This is a genomic window from Paenibacillus sp. FSL H7-0714 (assembly GCF_038003765.1).
Classification (GTDB): Bacteria; Bacillota; Bacilli; order Paenibacillales; family Paenibacillaceae; genus Paenibacillus_AQ.
On the sequence record NZ_JBBOPT010000001.1, the window covers coordinates 5,830,107 to 5,848,167 of the forward strand.

At 46.7% G+C, this 18,061-nt stretch carries 12 protein-coding genes; 4 read left to right on the forward strand and 8 right to left on the reverse strand.

Annotation, left to right across the window (positions count from 1 at the left end; translation table 11 throughout):
* The first annotated feature begins 309 nt into the window (after positions 1 to 309).
* Positions 310 to 2,220 carry a glycosyl hydrolase family 18 protein gene (locus NST34_RS26175; RefSeq protein ID WP_341129070.1) on the forward strand — a complete coding sequence of 637 codons (1,911 nt, stop codon included), beginning with the start codon at positions 310 to 312 and terminating at the stop codon, positions 2,218 to 2,220.
* 78 nt (positions 2,221 to 2,298) lie between these two features.
* Positions 2,299 to 4,521 (forward strand): glycosyl hydrolase family 18 protein, encoded by a 2,223-nt coding sequence (locus NST34_RS26180; RefSeq protein ID WP_341129071.1) that lies wholly within the window; start codon positions 2,299 to 2,301, stop codon positions 4,519 to 4,521.
* A gap of 118 nt (positions 4,522 to 4,639) precedes the next feature.
* On the opposite strand, the gene NST34_RS26185 is transcribed toward NST34_RS26180, so the two are convergent.
* From NST34_RS26185 to NST34_RS26195, 3 genes are all read right to left on the reverse strand, one after another.
* Positions 4,640 to 5,281 (reverse strand): XTP/dITP diphosphatase, encoded by a 642-nt coding sequence (locus NST34_RS26185; protein ID WP_076286053.1) that lies wholly within the window; start codon positions 5,279 to 5,281, stop codon positions 4,640 to 4,642.
* Between the two features lies 1 nt (position 5,282).
* On the reverse strand, positions 5,283 to 6,041 hold the full coding sequence (gene rph / locus NST34_RS26190) for a ribonuclease PH (protein ID WP_076286052.1): 759 nt from the start codon (positions 6,039 to 6,041) through the stop codon (positions 5,283 to 5,285).
* A 164-nt stretch (positions 6,042 to 6,205) separates the two neighbouring features.
* Positions 6,206 to 7,327 (reverse strand): GerMN domain-containing protein, encoded by a 1,122-nt coding sequence (locus tag NST34_RS26195; protein ID WP_179085838.1) that lies wholly within the window; start codon positions 7,325 to 7,327, stop codon positions 6,206 to 6,208.
* 272 nt (positions 7,328 to 7,599) lie between these two features.
* Between NST34_RS26195 and NST34_RS26200 the strand changes: the two genes are divergently transcribed.
* Positions 7,600 to 8,208, forward strand: coding sequence for a phosphatidylglycerophosphatase A family protein (locus NST34_RS26200; protein WP_076286050.1), 609 nt, complete (start codon positions 7,600 to 7,602; stop codon positions 8,206 to 8,208).
* Between the two features lie 683 nt (positions 8,209 to 8,891).
* Here NST34_RS26200 and NST34_RS26205 read toward each other — a convergent pair.
* The 5 genes from NST34_RS26205 to NST34_RS26225 form a co-directional block, all read right to left on the reverse strand.
* A complete protein-coding gene (locus tag NST34_RS26205; protein WP_341129072.1) occupies positions 8,892 to 9,962 on the reverse strand; it encodes an MBL fold metallo-hydrolase in 1,071 nt (356 codons plus the stop codon).
* Positions 9,963 to 10,001: 39 nt separating this feature from the next.
* The gene (locus NST34_RS26210) at positions 10,002 to 10,736 is read right to left on the reverse strand and encodes a class I SAM-dependent methyltransferase (RefSeq protein ID WP_076286049.1); all 735 of its coding nucleotides are present in this window, start codon (positions 10,734 to 10,736) and stop codon (positions 10,002 to 10,004) included.
* A gap of 154 nt (positions 10,737 to 10,890) precedes the next feature.
* Entirely contained in the window at positions 10,891 to 12,582 is a 1,692-nt protein-coding gene (locus NST34_RS26215) for a glycoside hydrolase family 13 protein (RefSeq protein WP_341059632.1), read from the reverse strand.
* 71 nt (positions 12,583 to 12,653) lie between these two features.
* Entirely contained in the window at positions 12,654 to 14,303 is a 1,650-nt protein-coding gene (locus tag NST34_RS26220; protein WP_341129073.1) for a response regulator, read from the reverse strand.
* Positions 14,304 to 16,118, reverse strand: coding sequence for a sensor histidine kinase (locus NST34_RS26225; protein WP_076300463.1), 1,815 nt, complete (start codon positions 16,116 to 16,118; stop codon positions 14,304 to 14,306).
* A gap of 338 nt (positions 16,119 to 16,456) precedes the next feature.
* Between NST34_RS26225 and NST34_RS26230 the strand changes: the two genes are divergently transcribed.
* Positions 16,457 to 17,821 carry an ABC transporter substrate-binding protein gene (locus NST34_RS26230; protein WP_076286045.1) on the forward strand — a complete coding sequence of 455 codons (1,365 nt, stop codon included), beginning with the start codon at positions 16,457 to 16,459 and terminating at the stop codon, positions 17,819 to 17,821.
* Positions 17,822 to 18,061: the final 240 nt, after the last annotated feature.

Below are 18,061 nucleotides of genomic sequence, written 5' to 3' on the forward strand. Positions count from 1 at the left end.
AAATTAATCCTAATTATTGAACTCCAAACCCACTCTTCTACTCACCCTACACCCCTTCAACAATGTTACATCTACAAGTTTATCAAAAAGGAATCCTTAAAACAGCAGTTTAGAAAGCGCTTACTTGTTGTGTAAGCTTTATGTGGACCGCTTTTTTTTTGCTGCTAAATCTATGAAATGGGTGTCAGTAGAATGAGAGATTTGCAAGGGTGAAGGTACAGTGAATTTCAAACTATGGGAGGTGAAGGTTGGGATTTCTTGCCGAAAAGAATTTCGAACTACACATTGAACCTTGGAGGTATAAAATCAATGATATTCACGAAAAAAAGTTCACGTAAGACCTTTGCGATCGCGATGATCGCCGCGCTTGTTCTTACACTTTTTTCAGCACTGGGTAGTAGTGCCAAAACGGCCAACGCCGCACAGGATTATAAACTGGTTGGTTATTACGCTTCTTGGGCCGCTTACGGGCGGGCTTACAATGTATCAGATATCGATCCCACCAAAATGAATGTCATTAACTACGCCTTTGCAGATATTTGTTGGAATGGTATTCACGGCAACCCTGACCCTACTGGCCCTAATCCGGTAACTTGGAGCTGTCAAAATGAGCAAGCACAGACCATTAACGTTCCGAACGGCACTATTGTACTGGGTGACCCGTGGATTGACACCGGAAAGAGCTTTGGGGATGACAAATGGGATGATCCCATCAAAGGTAACCTGAAGCAGCTGTGGAAGCTGAAAGAAAAGAACCCGAACCTGAAAACGTTGATCTCCGTTGGAGGCTGGACCTGGTCGAACCGCTTCTCGGATGTGGCGGCTACGGCCGTAACCCGTGAGGTTTTTGCCAACTCTGCGGTAGACTTTATTCGTAAATATAAAATGGACGGAGTCGATCTCGACTGGGAGTACCCAGTCAGCGGTGGGCTTGCAGGCAACAGCTACCGTCCCGAAGACAAGGAGAACTATGTCCTTCTTCTGCAAAAAATCTGTGAGAAGCTAAATGCTGCCGGTCAGACCGACGGAAAAACCTATCTGCTGACCATTGCTTCCGGTGCAGGACCGACGTACGTCAATAACAATAATCTTGCAGGTATTGCTTCCATTGTTGACTGGATTAATATTATGACCTATGACTTCAACGGGAGCTGGAATAAGACCACCGGTCACAATGCTCCTTTGTACTATGATCCAGCCGCTTCTGCATCAGGCCTGACCGAACCGCAAAATTTCAACGTCGATAAAGCAGTAACCAGCTATTTAGCAAATGGCGTACCCGCGAACAAGTTAGTGCTTGGTATGGGATTCTATGGCCGTGGTTGGGGAGGTGCTCCTGCCGCAGGAAATGGCCAATATCAATTGTCCGCTGGTATTTCGTCCACGGGTACATGGGAAAAGGGCAGTTATGACTTTTATGACCTCGAAGCTAATTACATTAACAAAAACGGCTATACCCGTTATTGGAATGACATTTCTAAAGTGCCTTATCTCTATAATCCAACGAACCAAACTTATATCAGCTATGACGACGTAGAATCTTTTGGCCATAAGATCAGTTATCTCAAATCAAAAGGCCTAGCGGGTGCCATGTTCTGGGAGACAAGTGGTGACCGGAACAAAACACTGACCAACAAGCTGAACGCCGACCTTGGCGGAGGAGTGGTACAGCCGACACCGACACCAACCGCAACAACAACTCCCACACCATCGCCTACGGCAACAGCAACTCCAACCGCAACTCCGACTCCTACGGTAACTCCAACACCAACGGCTACTCCAGGACAATGCGCAGCGGCGTGGAACCAGACTGCCGTATATACTGGCGGCCAGCAAGTTTCTTACAACGGTTCAGTCTATGAAGCTAAGTGGTGGACTCAAGGCGATCGTCCCGACCTTAGCGGTGCTGCTGGAGTCTGGAAATTCATCAACGTATGCGGGACAGCAACTCCGACTCCGACGGCAACAGTGGCACCAACCGCAACTCCCACACCAACGGCCACTGTAACACCGACAGCAACAGTAGCACCGACGGCAACTCCAGCTCCAACCGCAACTGTAGCACCGACCCCTGGGAGTTCTAGCTGGATTGTAGGAATCGCTTACAAAACGGGTGACATCGTTAGCTACAACGCCAAAACGTATACTTGCCTCCAGCCCCATACTTCACTTCAAGGCTGGGAACCAGCGACCACACCCGCACTCTGGAAGCTGAATTAAGACTCATTATTAACGCGAAAGGATCACCGTTCCTAATCTACTCCCGCAGTTATATTATCCCTTTTGGAGGAATGTTAAATGAACATAAGTACACGTAATAGGCGAAGTAAATCCGCACGCTACATTGCGGCCTTAATGAGCGCCATCATTCTGCTTCCACTTTACACAAGTGCAGGTGGATCGTCGCAAGTAGCCTTAGCAGCAGGGACGACGCCTACTGCTCCAGCTCCGGCTGCAGATCATCCGCGTAAAATTGTAGCTTACTTCCCGGAGTGGGGAGATCAGGAGAACAAAGGATTTTATACTGTCGATAAAATACCGTGGGGCAAAATCACTCACATTAACTATGCGTTCGCCAAGGTAAACCCTCAAACGAACAAGATTGATCTGATGGACCGTACAGCAGCTATCGAAAAAGACTACCCTGACCAATTAACTAATTTGCCGTATAAAGGACATTTTAATCAACTCGTAAAGTATAAGCAGTTATATCCCGATGTCCGCACCCTGATTTCGGTTGGTGGTTGGTCGGGTTCTGGTGGTTTTTATAACATGGCCAATTCGGAAACTGGCCGCGAGACCTTTGCCAACAGTGTTGTGGATTTTCTACGTACCTACCAATTCAACGGTGTGGACATTGATTGGGAGTACCCATCTGGTACTGGTCAATCAGGTAACCCGAATGACTTCGGTGTGGCTGAGCCGCTGCGCACAGTGAATTACAACAACTATGTTCTCCTCATGAAAAAGCTTCGTGAAAAGCTGGATCAGGCAGGCGCACAGGACAATCAGAAATATGACCTAACCATCGCCGCAACCGCCTCCTCTTGGATTCTGGGCGGAATGAAGCTAGGGGAAGCTAACCAGTATTTGGACTGGGCGAACCTTATGACCTATGATTTCCACGGCGCTTGGAATGGATATGTTGGGCCGCATTCCGCCCTGTACCCGGATTCTCGTGATACTGAAACAGCTGCGCTGGGTACTCCGGTTCTGAATACCGACTGGGCCGTTCGATACTATTTGGGTACGCTTCCTCCGGAAAAAATCGTCATCGGAGTTCCTTATTACTCACGTGGCTGGAAGAATGTAAATGGAGGCATCAACAACACCGGTCTTTATGGTACAGCTCCTACAACCGGAGGTGGAGCCGACGGCGTATACGGAATCTGGAATGATCCTGCACCAGAGCAGCCGGCTGGCGCAAATCCAATCTGGCATGTGCTGAATCTGCTCAAAGATCCAGCGAACAAACGTTATTTCGATCCTGTTACCAAAACTCCATACTTGTTCAACGCAGACAAGAAGGTCTTTCTTACGTATGAAGATAAGGAGTCACTCGGCTACAAACTGGATTATATCAAGCAAAAAGGCTTGGGAGGGATGATGTTCTGGGAACTGACCGGCGACTACTCTGAAAAGAGTGATGGCACTTACACGTACGGCAACTCGTTGACCGATTTTGCCTATGACCAGCTTAAGACAGCCTCTCTGCCAGGTGGAACTCCGAAGCCACAACTACCTGCACCTACGAACTTCAGTCTTAGCTTCAGTGGCGCTTACGATCATCCGAATTATACCTACTCCCTGAAAATAACGAATAACACAGGCGCGGATATCTCCGGTGGCTGGAAGCTGGAATTCGATCTACCGACAACAACAACCTTGACCTCTGCATGGGGAGCCGGTACTGTAGAGCAAATCTCTACGGATTGGGACTTTAATCGCTATCGTATTACCGGGACTGCATCTCAAACGATTGCAAACGGAGCCACACTGGAAGTTCCAGGCATGATGAAGCTGAATTTCTCGGGTGGTCCGCAGCGAATTACGCTGAACGGAAGCTCGTCCCAGCAGGAATACGACAAACTGTATGGAGGCATCACTCCAACGCCTACACCTACACCTACGACAACACCGACACCGACAGCAACACCAACGGCGACGCCAACCGCAACGCCAACACCGAAGCCCACCGTAACACCGACGCCGACTGCAACCATAGCACCTACTCCAACACCAACCGTTGTACCAACACCGACACCAACTATAGCACCTACTCCAACGCCAACCGTTGCACCAACGCCGACACCAACTACAGTACCTACTTCAACACCAACCGTAACACCAACGCCAACTGCAACACCGAGTCCGGGAATATCTGCCTGGGCAGCAGGAGTAGCATACAAAGCGGGTGATAAGGTTAGCTACAACGGGTTAACGTATACATGTCTGCAGCCCCACACTTCACTTCTGGGCTGGGAACCGACAGCAACACCTGCACTCTGGAAGCTGAACTAATCCATTAATATGATAAGTTTCACCTAATAAACCAAAAGAAGCTTGCAAACCAAGATATGTATCTTGGATTTGCAAGCTTCTTTATTTCATCTCATATGCGACGCATAGAGGTTTAGGATTAGGAATTCAAGTCATCTGCAGCTGCCAGCTTCTCAGTCAGCGACCTTAGCGCAGTTCCTCGGTGGCTAATCCGCTGCTTCTCTTCGAGCGTTAGCTCGGCCATTGTCTTTTCATATTCCGCCAAGTAAAACAACGGATCGTAGCCGAAGCCTCCACCACCAGCAGGTTCGGATGTGATCCATCCCTCCACTGCACCTTCAGCGGTTAACTCCCGTCCTGAGCTTGGATCGTATAAGGACAATGTACAGACAAACCGAGCTGTACTTAGCAAAGGCTGTCCGGTATCCTCGCCCTGTTTTAGCTTCTCAAGTTCGCTAAGCAGCTTCAGATTGTTCTCTTCATCTCCTGCATTTTCCCCTGCGTAACGTGCAGAGTACACACCCGGTTGGCCATCCAAAGCGTCTACGCAAAGACCCGAATCATCAGCGAGTACCGGGATTCCAAGGGCGTCACCTACGGCTTTGGATTTTTTAAAGGCGTTCTCGGCAAAAGTGGCTCCGTCTTCCACCACATCGGGCAGATCCGGATAGTCGTACATACTTTTCACTGTCAGCCCTAACGGGGCAAAAGCATGCTCGAATTCGCGTACTTTCCCCTTATTCTTCGTCGCAACAATAAGAATACCGCCGTCAGACTTCATGCTACACCTCTTGGCCCGGCTGGCCGGAAGGGATTTTGAGAGCAATCGCTCCAAGCGCTTCTTTCTGCGCAGCAATCAGTTCATAGATTCCCTTCTCACCTAGACCCAGCAAAAGATCCAGCTCTTGACGAGTGAACGGTCTTTCTTCGCCAGTCCCTTGAAGTTCAACAAAGGCACCGCCGCCAGTCATAACTACATTCATATCTACTTTTGCTTTGGAATCTTCTTCATAATTCAAATCGAGCAGCGTTTTATCCCCTACAACACCGACACTGATTGCCCCCAAGAAATCTGTTATAGGAAACACAGGCAACTTGTGCTGAAGTGCAATTTTGTTAATAGCAAATGCCATAGCAACAAAAGCACCTGTAATCGAAGCGGTCCGCGTACCACCATCCGCCTGAATCACATCACAGTCCAGCGTAATACTACGCTCGCCTAACGCATGTAAATTCACTACGGAACGAAGCGCTCGTCCGATCAGCCGTTGGATCTCCATAGTCCGTCCGGTAAGCTTACCACGTGCAGCTTCACGCTGATTACGGGATTGAGTTGCCCGAGGAAGCATCGAATATTCAGCGGTTACCCAGCCTTTTCCTTGCCCTTTAAGAAACGGAGGCACTTTTTCCTCCACAGTAGCCGTACAAATGACTTTGGTATCTCCCATTTCAATGATCACGGAGCCCTCAGCATATTTATTCGTTTGGGTTGTTATTGTCAGCGGCCGTAATTGGTCGTCGTTTCGCCCGTTTGATCTCATCTTTTCTGCCTCCTACATCGTATAGCTAAAAGTTTAGCGTGAGTCCCATTTCCCCGTCATAAATACCGAGTAGCACAATGCTTGGGACGTAACGTCTTTTTGAGCAACTTTTATTCTACCAAAGAGGAGGCACAAAAGCATCTTTTAAACCTTACAGGGTCATTCTATAACGGGATCTCATTCAAATATTCAGGTGCGGAAACAGGTTTGCTGTAGTCCACATTATCTGTATCCGTAATCGATTCCTTGCCGTTTAAGCGAATTTGTACCAGAGAATCATCCGAATTTTGCGCAACCGTCAGTACGACCGATTCCAGCATTTCAGCGGGTACACCTTTACCATCTGTGAACATATCATCCGTCAAGGACACGGTAACTACACCGTTCTGCCCAGCATCAACGGAATCAAGTATCGTTCCCTGTGTCATGACCATTTCCAGCCCATTTCCGGATTCAGGACCTGCAATCAATTCGTTCAAAGCAGCGGTCAGCTGTTCTTGTCCGGCGGGTACAAAGCGGGTTACAGGTACATAATATTGGATACCGTCAGGAGATGTTGTGGAAAAATAAACAGTAACCGCACTGGAGTTCATCAGAAGTGGACCTTGCTTCGGCAAGTTTATGCCCATTGTGCGGGATAATGGACGATCCAGCGGAGTTCCTTGAAGCGGCATCTCTGTGAGCTTTTTACCATCTACCCAGAGTTGTACGCTTTTAATGTCATCTTGACCGGTCAGCGTCCAAGTGATAGCTTCGAGGATTTTACGTTCCTCTAAAGGATCATAGTTATTGAATTCTGAATTAAATTCGACAACAGCTGAGTTCGACTTGTCTATCGTAATATTTTTGACTTCCGTTCCAGCTGGAAGAATGCCTTGGAAACCTTCAGGCACTGATGAGGCATATTCTCCCTTGCTCACTAATGCCATTAACGAGTTTTTGAGTGCGCTGGAATCTTTGCTCTTTGGCAAGCTTAGGGATACAGGAGCGAGTAATCCATTACCATCTTCCAAAAATACAGTTGTGCGATCTCCGGAAGCATTGCCCTGTGAAGTTTTGGTGCTGCCTTTAACCGCTGTCTGTGTATCATCCTGTGTCACAGGACCGAATACACCTGAATCCAACGTAGTATTTCCACTAGTCTGTAACATTTGTGCTTCAACCTCTGGTGGCGGAGCATCAATCGATGCCGATTCTGAACCAAACAGCCCACAGCCGGACAGTGCCAGTGGAACTGCGAGTAAGCATACTGCGGAGATTCCGCGGATTTGTTGCATAGGTTTCATCATTTATTACCCCTTTCAAGGTTAGATATCATTTGTACTGCTATGTATACGAGACCTTTGTCCAAAAAATAACAACAGCTTATCCTAAATTGTTGGAAAAGCCTGTGAACTACTTCTTCATCTCAAGTAGGGCCTGGATTTCAGTTCGCTGAAACTTCCCTCGCTGGACAAATACTTCCAGTAAACGTACAATCTGAGGTAACAACAGTCCTTAACATCATACTAACGTTTGCTGTAATGAAATGACTTACTAAACAACGAGGTGACTGAACATGGCTGATGACAAAATCGAAAAAATTCCGTACAGTCTGAACAGCAAGGCCGTCGCAGATGCGACCAAATTCTGGCTGAACAAGCGTGGAGTAACCCTGGAAGAAATCGCGGAACTCGTTATGTTCCTGCAACAGAAATACTATCCGAATTTAACGATGGATGAATGTATCCATAATGTAGAGATGGTGCTTAGCAAGCGAGAAGTACAAAATGCTGTACTAACAGGCATTCAATTAGATGTAATGGCAGAAGAGGGCAAGCTGTTCTCCCCACTTCAAGATATGATCGAAAATGACGAGGGATTGTACGGCGTAGATGAGATTCTTGCCTTCTCTATCGTGAACGTATACGGCAGTATCGGATTTACCAACTATGGCTATGTGGACAAGCTGAAGCCAGGCGTTCTTCAAAGGTTAAATGACAAAAGTACCGGACAAATCCACACCTATCTCGACGACATCGTTGGAGCCGTGGCGGCGGCAGCCAGTAGCCGAATCGCACACCGCAAGCAAGCGGAGCGCGAAATTGAGCTGGATCTGCCTCACACACCAGAGGATCGAGAAGAGGCCGCTAGGAAACTTGCGGAATATGATGAAACTCCGGAGTGAGGAGTTTTAGGTACACCTGAATGATGAGTTTCAGATCGACTATATGAAACTCTGAGGAAAAAGCGATTGTTTCACAGCCCTGCGGGCTGCTGAGACAATCGCTTTTTTGTGGGTAGCGGACGAGGAGTTCTACGATGGTGCTTCTGCAGGGGCTCGTTGGCTATAGGGAAATCCTCCCTTATAATCTATATGAAAATCTCAATCTATAGCCAAATCAGTAGAATTATAAGGAGAAATTAAATTCCCTATAAACAGCTCTAGAATCATTAAATCCAAAATTATAGGGTGAAATTCCCTTTAATAGCTACCAACAGTTAGTTAATCTACATAAGAAGCGTTTCGCACACGTTGTCGGACTCAGCAGACGCTATACTCATAAATCGCCCTAAATTTGAACACTTTCGGTCTCCAGAGACTATTCGCTCAAAAATGACCAAAACCACTACTCTGCACTAGTAATAACGCCTTTCCGGTCCGATACTAACCTCAAAAGCCCCAAAATCCACGAATAGCGTCACTTGAGTCCGAATACATACGCTAACGCATGAATATGGAAGCGATCGAAGGATGAATAGAGGGACGGAGGGACAAGGTTACTCAAATACAAAAAGAGCAGTCCCCACAATCAGGACTGCTCTTTAACAAGTTATACTTTTCAGTACAATTCGATCTTGCAAGATACGCTAGCTAATATGTTCTCCAACACTTTCAGCTGCGGCGAATAAATAACCGCCGTCTGCCTCCAGCATGACTGCCCGTCCCCGGCGCACTAATTCCGCCAAATGCGCCAGGGTCTCACTCATCGCAAAGCGCATCTGATGAACAGTCGTTACTCGGCTGCGAAACAGGAATTCGCACACCGCGAATCCGCTGAGCGGACCGCTGGTGAGCAGCGCCGCCGCTGTATCCAGCCGCTCCTCATGATGAGCGAGCAGGCTGCTTACCCGGTGCGCGAAGCCAGCGAAGGGCTCGCGATGACCCGGGAACGCCATGCTGACCGGGTAGCTGCCCAGTTCCCGCAGCCCCTGAAGGAACGTCTGCAGCGGCTGTGGATCGCTGCCTGGCAGTAGGCTGACATTGGGCGAGATCTGCGGGAGCACAGCGTCCCCACAGATCATAAGCCCGCTGTCAGCATGATACAGGCTCACATGCCCCGGTGCATGTCCGCCGGTAATAATGAGCTGCCATTCACGGTCGCCCATCTTGAAGGGCTCCGCCACATTGAAATAAGAAACGGCAGGCTGCGGCTCCACTTGGGAATTAAAGCTTTCCAAGTGGGCTTTAATCCCGTTCGACCACTGCTCCGTCATCCCATGCCGGATGAAATAATCCGGTAAGATCTCATTTATGCCTACATCATTGTCTACGCCATTTCCCGTATCTTCATCCATGTCATTCCCCTGATCTTCACCAGTGCCCAAGCCCCACATCAACCTAGCCTCCGCATGGGCGCGCTCCGTCATCCACACTTTACAGCCACTCTGTGACTGCAGCCACCCGGCTAATCCATAATGATCGGGATGATGATGCGTGACGACGATATCCCGAATATCCATCCACGACAAGTCCAGCTCCTGCAGAATGCCGAGCCAGCAATTCTCTGTATCCGGGCTGCGCGGACCCGGATCGATAATAGTGACTCTGCCATCTTCGTCCGAAAGAATATAGCTGTTCACTTGACGAAGAGGCGAGTCCATGGGTACCGAGACTTGGAGAATGTTCTTGTCCCATGAAGTAATCTCTGCCTTAGACATGGAGCGTTCACCACCTTTGAATCTTTTTCCGGAAACCATTTAGGGACGTGTTCCACCAAAGATCATCCGCGTGGACCTTTCTGCATCATAAACCTCATCTTCATAGCTGCCATGTACAGCTTCGAGCTGCAAGCCCGCTTTCTCAATCATTTCCTTGAACTCCTCCAGTGAATAAAGCTTCACACGCTCATGATATTGACGAGGCGTAGGGTCATTCTTAGTAGTTAGAATGATGTCCTTCTTCACATAACCATCCTCAATTCGGCGTGACTCATCTATCAAATTCTCTCCGTCCTCACGCGTAGAATGCGGTACCAGATGACGAATCACATGCGCAGGATTCAAAAAATCAATAACGAACTTGCCACCTGGCTTCAGCAGACGATAGATTTCACGCAGAACCTTTACTTGCTCCTCATCTTTTTCAAAATAACCAAAAGAAGTGAACAGATTAACTACGGCATCGAATCCTCCATCTAGTGGTAAATCACGCATGTCGGAACGGATCCAGGTTACCTTCTCCGCCCCGACTTGAGATCGAGCTTCACGCAACAAGACCTCCGACAAATCCACTCCGGTAACCTCGTATCCTTCCTTCGCAAGTGCCAGAGAATGACGTCCCATCCCACAACATAAATCCAGTACTTTCGAACCTGGAGGCAGTCTCAGCCAGGCGATCATCTGATCTACTTCTTTACGTGCTCCACCGAAATCCCGGTGCTTATATACGATCAGATAGTCCTCACCAAAGCTCTTTTCATACCATTCAGTCATGTTGTCTCTCCTCTCCTCCTACAGGCGTCATCCCGCAACTCCACTTCATGTATGCTAATGTATCGCCATTGTACAGTCTTTTGCTGACAAACTCAAAGAAGAGTCATCATCTTGACCTCTTGGGCTTTAATGACAACTCTTATTGAAACTTCCTTTACACACGCTGCTGCAAATAGACCCTTGCTTCATAAGGACGAAGCTTGAAAGAACGAATATCCTGATCTTTTGACTGCGGGTAATTACTGATTAATAGCTCCAGCTGATCTGGATCGAACCCCGCTGGCCATTCGAATTCAGGCTCTCTATCAAAAAAATTCAAAATAACCAACAATCGCTGATCCTCTAAAGTTCGGGTATACGCATAAATCTCAGTATGCTCTGCAAGCAGTAGCTCATATGAGCCGTACACAATCACCTTGTATTTTTTTCTTAACGCTATCAGCTGTTTATAGTAGTTGTAGATAGAATCCGGATCTTTAACCGCATTGCCAGCATTAATCTCCATATGGTTGGAATTCACTTCAATCCAGGGCGTCCCTGTTGTAAAACCACCTGCATGTCCATCGTCCCATTGCATGGGGGTACGGGCATTGTCCCGGCTTTTATGATGAATCGCAGACATAATCTGCTCTTCTGGAACACCGTTTTTTCGCTTTTCTTCATAATAATTAAGTGTCTCCACATCCCGGTATTCATCAATGGAATCGAAACAGACATTCGTCATGCCGATTTCTTCTCCTTGATAAATGTAAGGAGTGCCTTCCAGCATATGAATGAAGGTCGCTAGCATTTTTGCAGAAGGAATCCTGTAAAAGAGATCGTTCCCAAAACGAGACACCGAACGCGGCTGATCATGGTTACATAAATAGTTCGCATTCCAGCCTCTCTCATGTAAAACTGTCTGCCAGCTACTCATGATCTTTTTCAGTTCAAGTAGACTCCAGGGAACCACATCCCATTTCCCACTACCCGGCGAAGCGGCATCCAGAAACATATGTTCAAACTGAAAAGTCATATTCAGCTCCCGGCGTCCGTCACCTACATAATCCAGCGCCTGCTCTGGTCCGAGTCCCGAGGTTTCTCCTACCGTCATAATATCGTAGAAATATAACACCTTATCGTATAGATTCTGTAGCAAGGTATGCACATCCTCCAGATTGGAGAACATACCATAGGCCCTTACCGTAGGTGTTCCGTTCGGGTTGTCTGCATCTGGATACCCTTTCGTCTTCACGATATGTGCAATCGCATCAAAACGAAATCCATCCACACCCTTCTTCAGCCACCACTCCACCATTTCATGCAGCTTATCAATGACCACAGGATTCTCCCAGTTCAGATCGGGCTGGTATTTGGAGTAGAGATGTAGATAATATTCATCCGTCCGCGGATCAAGCTCCCATACCGAGCCACTGAAATAAGACTCCCAGTTGTTCGGGGGGCCGCCATTTTTACCTTTTCGCCAAATATAATAGTCCCGTTTAGGATTGTCCTTCGAAGACCTGGATTCTACAAACCAAGGATGCTCATGTGACGTGTGGTTCAGAACCAAATCCATCATCAGCTTCATTCCACGTGCGTGCAACTCCCTGAGCAACCGGTCAAAATCATCCATCGTACCGAATTCCTTCATAATGTCACAGTAATCACTGATATCATACCCGTTATCATGGTTAGGTGATTTATAAATAGGACAGACCCAGATCACATCTACACCTAGATCCTGTAAATAATCCAGTCTGGATATAATACCTTGCAAATCTCCGATTCCATCTCCGTTACTGTCCATGAAGCTGATCGGATAAATCTGATACACGACGCTTTCTTTCCACCATTTGGGGTTCATAACTCGGTTACCTCCTATTTAGCTATATGTAGAGTTTAACCACACAGAGCCTAGTAGATAACAAATCCCCCCTACTTCCCTAATCCCTTTTGATATTGTGAAGGTGTAAGTCCAGTCCATTTTTTAAAAGTAGCACTGAAGTGACGCTCTTCACCGTACCCTACCAATTTGGCAACGGCGTACATCTTTAGATTTTGGCGGAGCAGCTTTTTCGCTTCTTCTACCCGGTATTGGTGCAAGTAATCGAGAAAATTCACACCAAGCTCCTGACGGAAAAGTGAGCTTAAATAAGTATTAGAAACATAGGCTTCTTTCGCGACATACTCTAGTGTCAGATTGGTATTGTATTTATTGCGGATGATCTCCATAGCAGTGACTACTGTGCGATGTAGTGGACGATGTTTAGAAAAAGCCTCCACCACATTCTGCATGACCTTATTCAAAATCGTAGACAATTCTTCCAACGTCTCTATCTGTGGAGCCTGCTCCATCCAATTGACCAAATGCTGCTTCCATTCGAAGCCAGCGACTTGTTTTTCCTGCGCGAGTCTCTTTAATCGAACTACAAAAGCAGTTGCCCGAATATTCACTTCTTGCTTAAGACATCCCGGATTGCTACGAAAACGATCCAGCCATTTCTCCAGCAGATCGAGTGCGAGCTCATTGCTCCCAGCCCCCACCGCCACAAGCATTTCATCCTCCAGCACATTTAATTCAGAATCATCTAAAATCCCGATTTCCTGTGGAGCGCCACCTATTACTCCCGTTCCTTCTGTATAGTAATAGACACCACCTTTTCCGTTCAAAAATCGCGATTCCATCGCCTGAAGGGCTTCTTTATACGACAGATGCGCTTCAGAAATATCCGAACGACAGGAGCCAACGGCAATACTGATTGACAGTTTGAGATATTTCTCCAAATTACTCTGCAACTTCTCAATCTGCTCTTTCAATTGGAGGGGTGCTCGGTAAAGCTTGCGAGAATCGGTTCCGGCTAATCCGTTGCCAATCCATAGCAAGTTATTGCCATCATGAAAAGTCTCTATTTTTCCTCTATAGATAGGCGACAAGGTCTCACTGATAATATTTAACGCTGCGTAACGTAGAAGTACAAAATCCTGTCCTGTTCCTGTAGCGGAGGGTGGATCAAAATCAAAGCTGACCAGACCAATTTGTGGTCCTTCAAAGCCAATCGCCATAGATAACTCTCCGATCAGCTCCTGTCGCCGTTCTAGCGGAACCGGGGGATGATAAATCCATTGAGACAGAACCTGGCTTTTGACAAGCGGTGCATTTTTATGCCAAGAACGATCTCTTTTAAGCTGTTCATCCTCCTGATATCGTTGTCTTTCAATAAGTTCCTTGGCCTTCAGTACCGTCTTCAGAATTTCCTCAGGTCGGCATGGCTTCAGCACATAATCAACAACACCCAGGGAGATCGCTTGCTTCGCATAAGAAAACTCGTTATACCCGGATAAAATAATCGACCGGAAGCCGTAACCTCTACGCCGTGCGACTTCAATCAGCTCGAGACCACCCATTTGTGGCATACGAATATCCGTTAACAAAAGATCGGGCTGTTCATTCTCCATCAAAGCCAGCGCTTCACTTCCGTTCCCCGCCTCACCCATGACCTCAATCTGATGTGACTTCCAATCAATCATATTCACAATGCCCTCACGGATCGTATCTTCGTCTTCAGCAATCAGCAGCTTCATCATTTATGGCCCCTCCACAGTGATATGAATAATAATACGTGTGCCTGCCCCTTCCACACTCTCTAGTTGTAAAGAGGCTCCTGCAAAAAATAAGGCCAGTCGTTCCTGCACATTCATGAGCGCAAATCCTGTGCGTCCAACATTGTCTTCCTCAGGTAAAGAATTTCCCCTTGCTAAACGTTGATGAAGCTCTAGAAGTCTATCTGCCGTGATCCCTGCACCATTATCCTGTACCTCAAGCACAATAGTCTTCTCTATACGGTAAGCTCGAACGGATATCAGCCCGCTTCCAGACAGCGGCTCAATCCCGTGAATCACTGCGTTCTCGGCTAGTGGCTGCAGCAGCAGCTTTGGTACTGTGAAATCCTTGATACTCTCATCCAGAGAAATTTCGAATTCAAAACGCTCCTTAAAGCGATTTTTCTGAAGGAACAAGTAATTGGTCACCAGCTCTACTTCCTGCTCCAAAGTAAACGTATCCCGTCCATCATTTAAGCTCAGTCGGAACACTTGAGAGAGAGAATACACCATATCGGCAATTTCTTTATCTCCCTTCTTCTCAGCTTCCCAACAGATTGTATTTAACGTGTTATATAAAAAGTGAGGCCTGATTTGAGCTTGAAGCGTTTTCAACTCTGCCTCCTGTTGCTTCATTCTTGAGGCGTATACATCATTGATGAGCGATTTAATCCGCTGCACCATTAGATTATAACCATGCCCGAGTAAGCCGATCTCGTCATTTCCTTCAAAAAATACCCGCTGCGTAAAATCACCTGTCTGCAGTCTGCGCATCGAACGGGAAAGCTTCTTCAGTGGTTTCGTGATAGCGGCAGCTGCCAGCCAGGTAACCATTAGGCTAACTACTAAACACAGAACAGCAATCGTCATCGTGACCTGTAAAATCTGACCGAGCTCTTTAACAAGCTGCCGCTTGGAATGAGCCACCACCACATACCAGCCTGTCGTCTCCGACTGCAGATGCGACACAATCCACTGTTTATGATCCGCTGTAAATTCCAGCCTTTTTTTCACAGTCAGCTTAGGGTCGCTGTCCGCAAAATACGGAAGTTCCAGATCTCTTTTGCCAATCCAGCTCGGATTCGAAGCCGTAATAATCAGCCCATCCCGATCAATTACGAACATATCTACATCATCTTCAGCATTGTCGAGATATTGGCTCCCAATCTTCCCTGCATCCACACCGATCACAGCGAGTCCTGCCGGCTTTAAGGTGTAAATATTCATGATGATTCTGGAAAGCACAATCTTATGATAATGATCGCCTACAAAAATGCCGTCAGTCGGCCTGGAGAGTCCAAAGGTTGGGCTACCTGCTGCTTTAATAGCTTCTTTATAATACGAGGTTTTGATAAAATCTGAGTACTTCATACCTGTCGTCAATCCTGCCTGATTCGCAGCAAAAGGCTCTGCTCCATTGTTATCGTCTAAAGAATACAGAATCAGCGATTGAATTGAATTGCCTGCAACCATAAGATTGGTAACGGTCTTAAATACAGAATTACGTTCCTTTTGTGCTTCAGACGATGCTAAGAGCCGCTGCACACTTTCATCCAGAAAGAGTGTATTCGAAAAAGAAATCATGCCTCGCACCATCTCATCGATCTGCTCTGCTGTTTTTTTGGTAAGATGATCCTGCGACTGTTTCATTTTCTCCACCACCTGCTGTGAAGAGATCTGATACGAGTTCCAGCCCATAGCGAATATGGTCACCAGAAGCAGGGGGACGAACCATAACAACAGCTTAAATTGGAGCGGAAGATGGCGATAACGGCTGACTAAGCGAAAGTTTCGATTCATGAGAACCACCTTCTTATATAATAGAAAGATGTGTAAAGCAAGTATAACTGAAATCATTACACCCTGAACCGGCTTTTTACATTCGCTAAAAAATGCCTACATCATTCTTAAATATGAACCATGTTTCTATTAGCCAGAAACTCTTAAGATGAGGATGCAAGCAAAAACGCCTTCGACGTCTCTTATAGACGGTCAGCGTTTATGCGAGAAATATAAGGATAATGTATAGCGTGAAACTTATACATTCTTATATTTCAAGAAGAAACGACGTTGTCGTCTTCCTTGATGGATAACAATCGTTTCTTCAAAATACATCATTCTAAAAAGGTGGGTTTTTGATGAAAAGTAAAGGAATCAAGCTAATGCTTATGAGTCTAATGCTTCCAGCTCTGCTTGCAGGCTGTGGTGGCGGAAATAACAATGCGAAAGCTACAAACGCTCCTGCAAATGACAAAGCCGAAGCTACTGCCGAGGCCACAGCGAACGCACCAGCCGAAAAAATTACACTGAAGTTCTTCACCGCACTTGCGGATCGGGCAAACGGTTCAGGCAAGGTGGAGCAAGACATTATCGACGCTTATATGAAAGAGCACCCTAACGTCAAGATAGAAGTGGAAGCGCTTCAAGATGAACCTTATAAATCAAAAATCAAAGTATATGCTTCCAGTAATCAGATGCCTGATATCATTCAAGCTTGGGGTCAGCCTTCTTTCCTGAGTCCTCTGCTCGATAATGACTTACTGCTTGAACTGAACAGCGCTGACTTCGAAGGTGATCAGTTTGTTTCTGGTTCCATGGACGGCTTCAGCAAAGATGGCAAACTGTATGGATTGCCACGTAGTGCAGACTATATGGTTATGTTTTATAACAAGAAAATCTTTGCTGACAACGGCATCGAGGTTCCAAAGACTACCGCTGACTTGCTCGCAGCTGTCAAAACATTGCGTGCCAACAAGATTAACCCTATCGCTATGAACGGTATGGATGCATGGACGCTGCCAATCTGGTATGAGTTTGTTGCTCAACGTCAAAATGGTGATTTTAATAAGATGGATGAAGCTGTTGCTCGTAAAATATCCTTTAATGATCCTAGTCTTGTTGCAGCTGCAACTGAAATGCAAGATTTCGCAAATGCTAAAGGTTTTGCCGACGGCTGGCTGACCGCCGATTACGGTGCAGCGCGTAACTTGTTCGGACAAGGACAAGCCGCTATGTTCTTTATGGGCGCTTGGGAGTCTGGCCTAGCTACAGATGTGAACTTCTCTGAAGAATTCCGTAATAATGTAGGCGCATTCGCTTTCCCTGGTTCGGATAAAGGTAAATCAACGGATGATGCTGCTTGGTACGGTGGTGGATATGCAGTAAGTAAAAACTCCAAGCATCCTGAAGCTGCTGTTGATTTCTTGAAATATTTCTTCGCTCCTGAGAACTGGTCCAAGATGTTATGGCAAGCTGGCGCGGGTACACCTGCACAAAAATTCGATGAATTCTTGACTGGTAATGAAACTCAACTCCAAAAAGAACTAGTCGATGTCTTCAGCTCGATGACCTCTTCTAGCGGAACTCCGCTACAGGATATTGGTAACGACGAGTTCAAGCAAAAGGTAATGGAAGCTCACCAAAGTCTACTCTCCGGCGCTATGAATACAACGGAATTCGCCAAAGCACTTGACGCTGCATCCGATAAATTGGCTGGTAAATAAACTCTAATACTACTAAGTACATGAATGGCGGCGCTTCTGATTTAACATCATAAATAGTGGCGTACAAACCCCCGACTCCCCCCAGAGGCCGGGGGTTTGTTGTTCGAGTATAAACGCCTTCGCCGTCAACGAATTTATCATTTCATAATTTAAAAAATGTGTACAATCATCTGAAATATACGGCATGTTCCACGGTCTAGCTTCCCGTTACGATGGTAGTAGATAGATTACTCTTTCAAA

Coding starts and splice junctions, on each gene's coding strand:
- NST34_RS26220 (WP_341129073.1), bottom strand. CDS start 14,303: ATGATGAAGCTGCTGATTGCTGAAGACGAAGATACGATCCGTGAGGGC.
- NST34_RS26180 (WP_341129071.1), top strand. CDS start 2,299: ATGAACATAAGTACACGTAATAGGCGAAGTAAATCCGCACGCTACATT.
- NST34_RS26210 (WP_076286049.1), bottom strand. CDS start 10,736: ATGACTGAATGGTATGAAAAGAGCTTTGGTGAGGACTATCTGATCGTA.
- rph (WP_076286052.1), bottom strand. CDS start 6,041: ATGAGATCAAACGGGCGAAACGACGACCAATTACGGCCGCTGACAATA.
- NST34_RS26195 (WP_179085838.1), bottom strand. CDS start 7,327: ATGAAACCTATGCAACAAATCCGCGGAATCTCCGCAGTATGCTTACTC.
- NST34_RS26205 (WP_341129072.1), bottom strand. CDS start 9,962: ATGTCTAAGGCAGAGATTACTTCATGGGACAAGAACATTCTCCAAGTC.
- NST34_RS26230 (WP_076286045.1), top strand. CDS start 16,457: ATGAAAAGTAAAGGAATCAAGCTAATGCTTATGAGTCTAATGCTTCCA.
- NST34_RS26225 (WP_076300463.1), bottom strand. CDS start 16,118: ATGAATCGAAACTTTCGCTTAGTCAGCCGTTATCGCCATCTTCCGCTC.
- NST34_RS26175 (WP_341129070.1), top strand. CDS start 310: ATGATATTCACGAAAAAAAGTTCACGTAAGACCTTTGCGATCGCGATG.
- NST34_RS26215 (WP_341059632.1), bottom strand. CDS start 12,582: ATGAACCCCAAATGGTGGAAAGAAAGCGTCGTGTATCAGATTTATCCG.
- NST34_RS26200 (WP_076286050.1), top strand. CDS start 7,600: ATGGCTGATGACAAAATCGAAAAAATTCCGTACAGTCTGAACAGCAAG.
- NST34_RS26185 (WP_076286053.1), bottom strand. CDS start 5,281: ATGAAGTCTGACGGCGGTATTCTTATTGTTGCGACGAAGAATAAGGGG.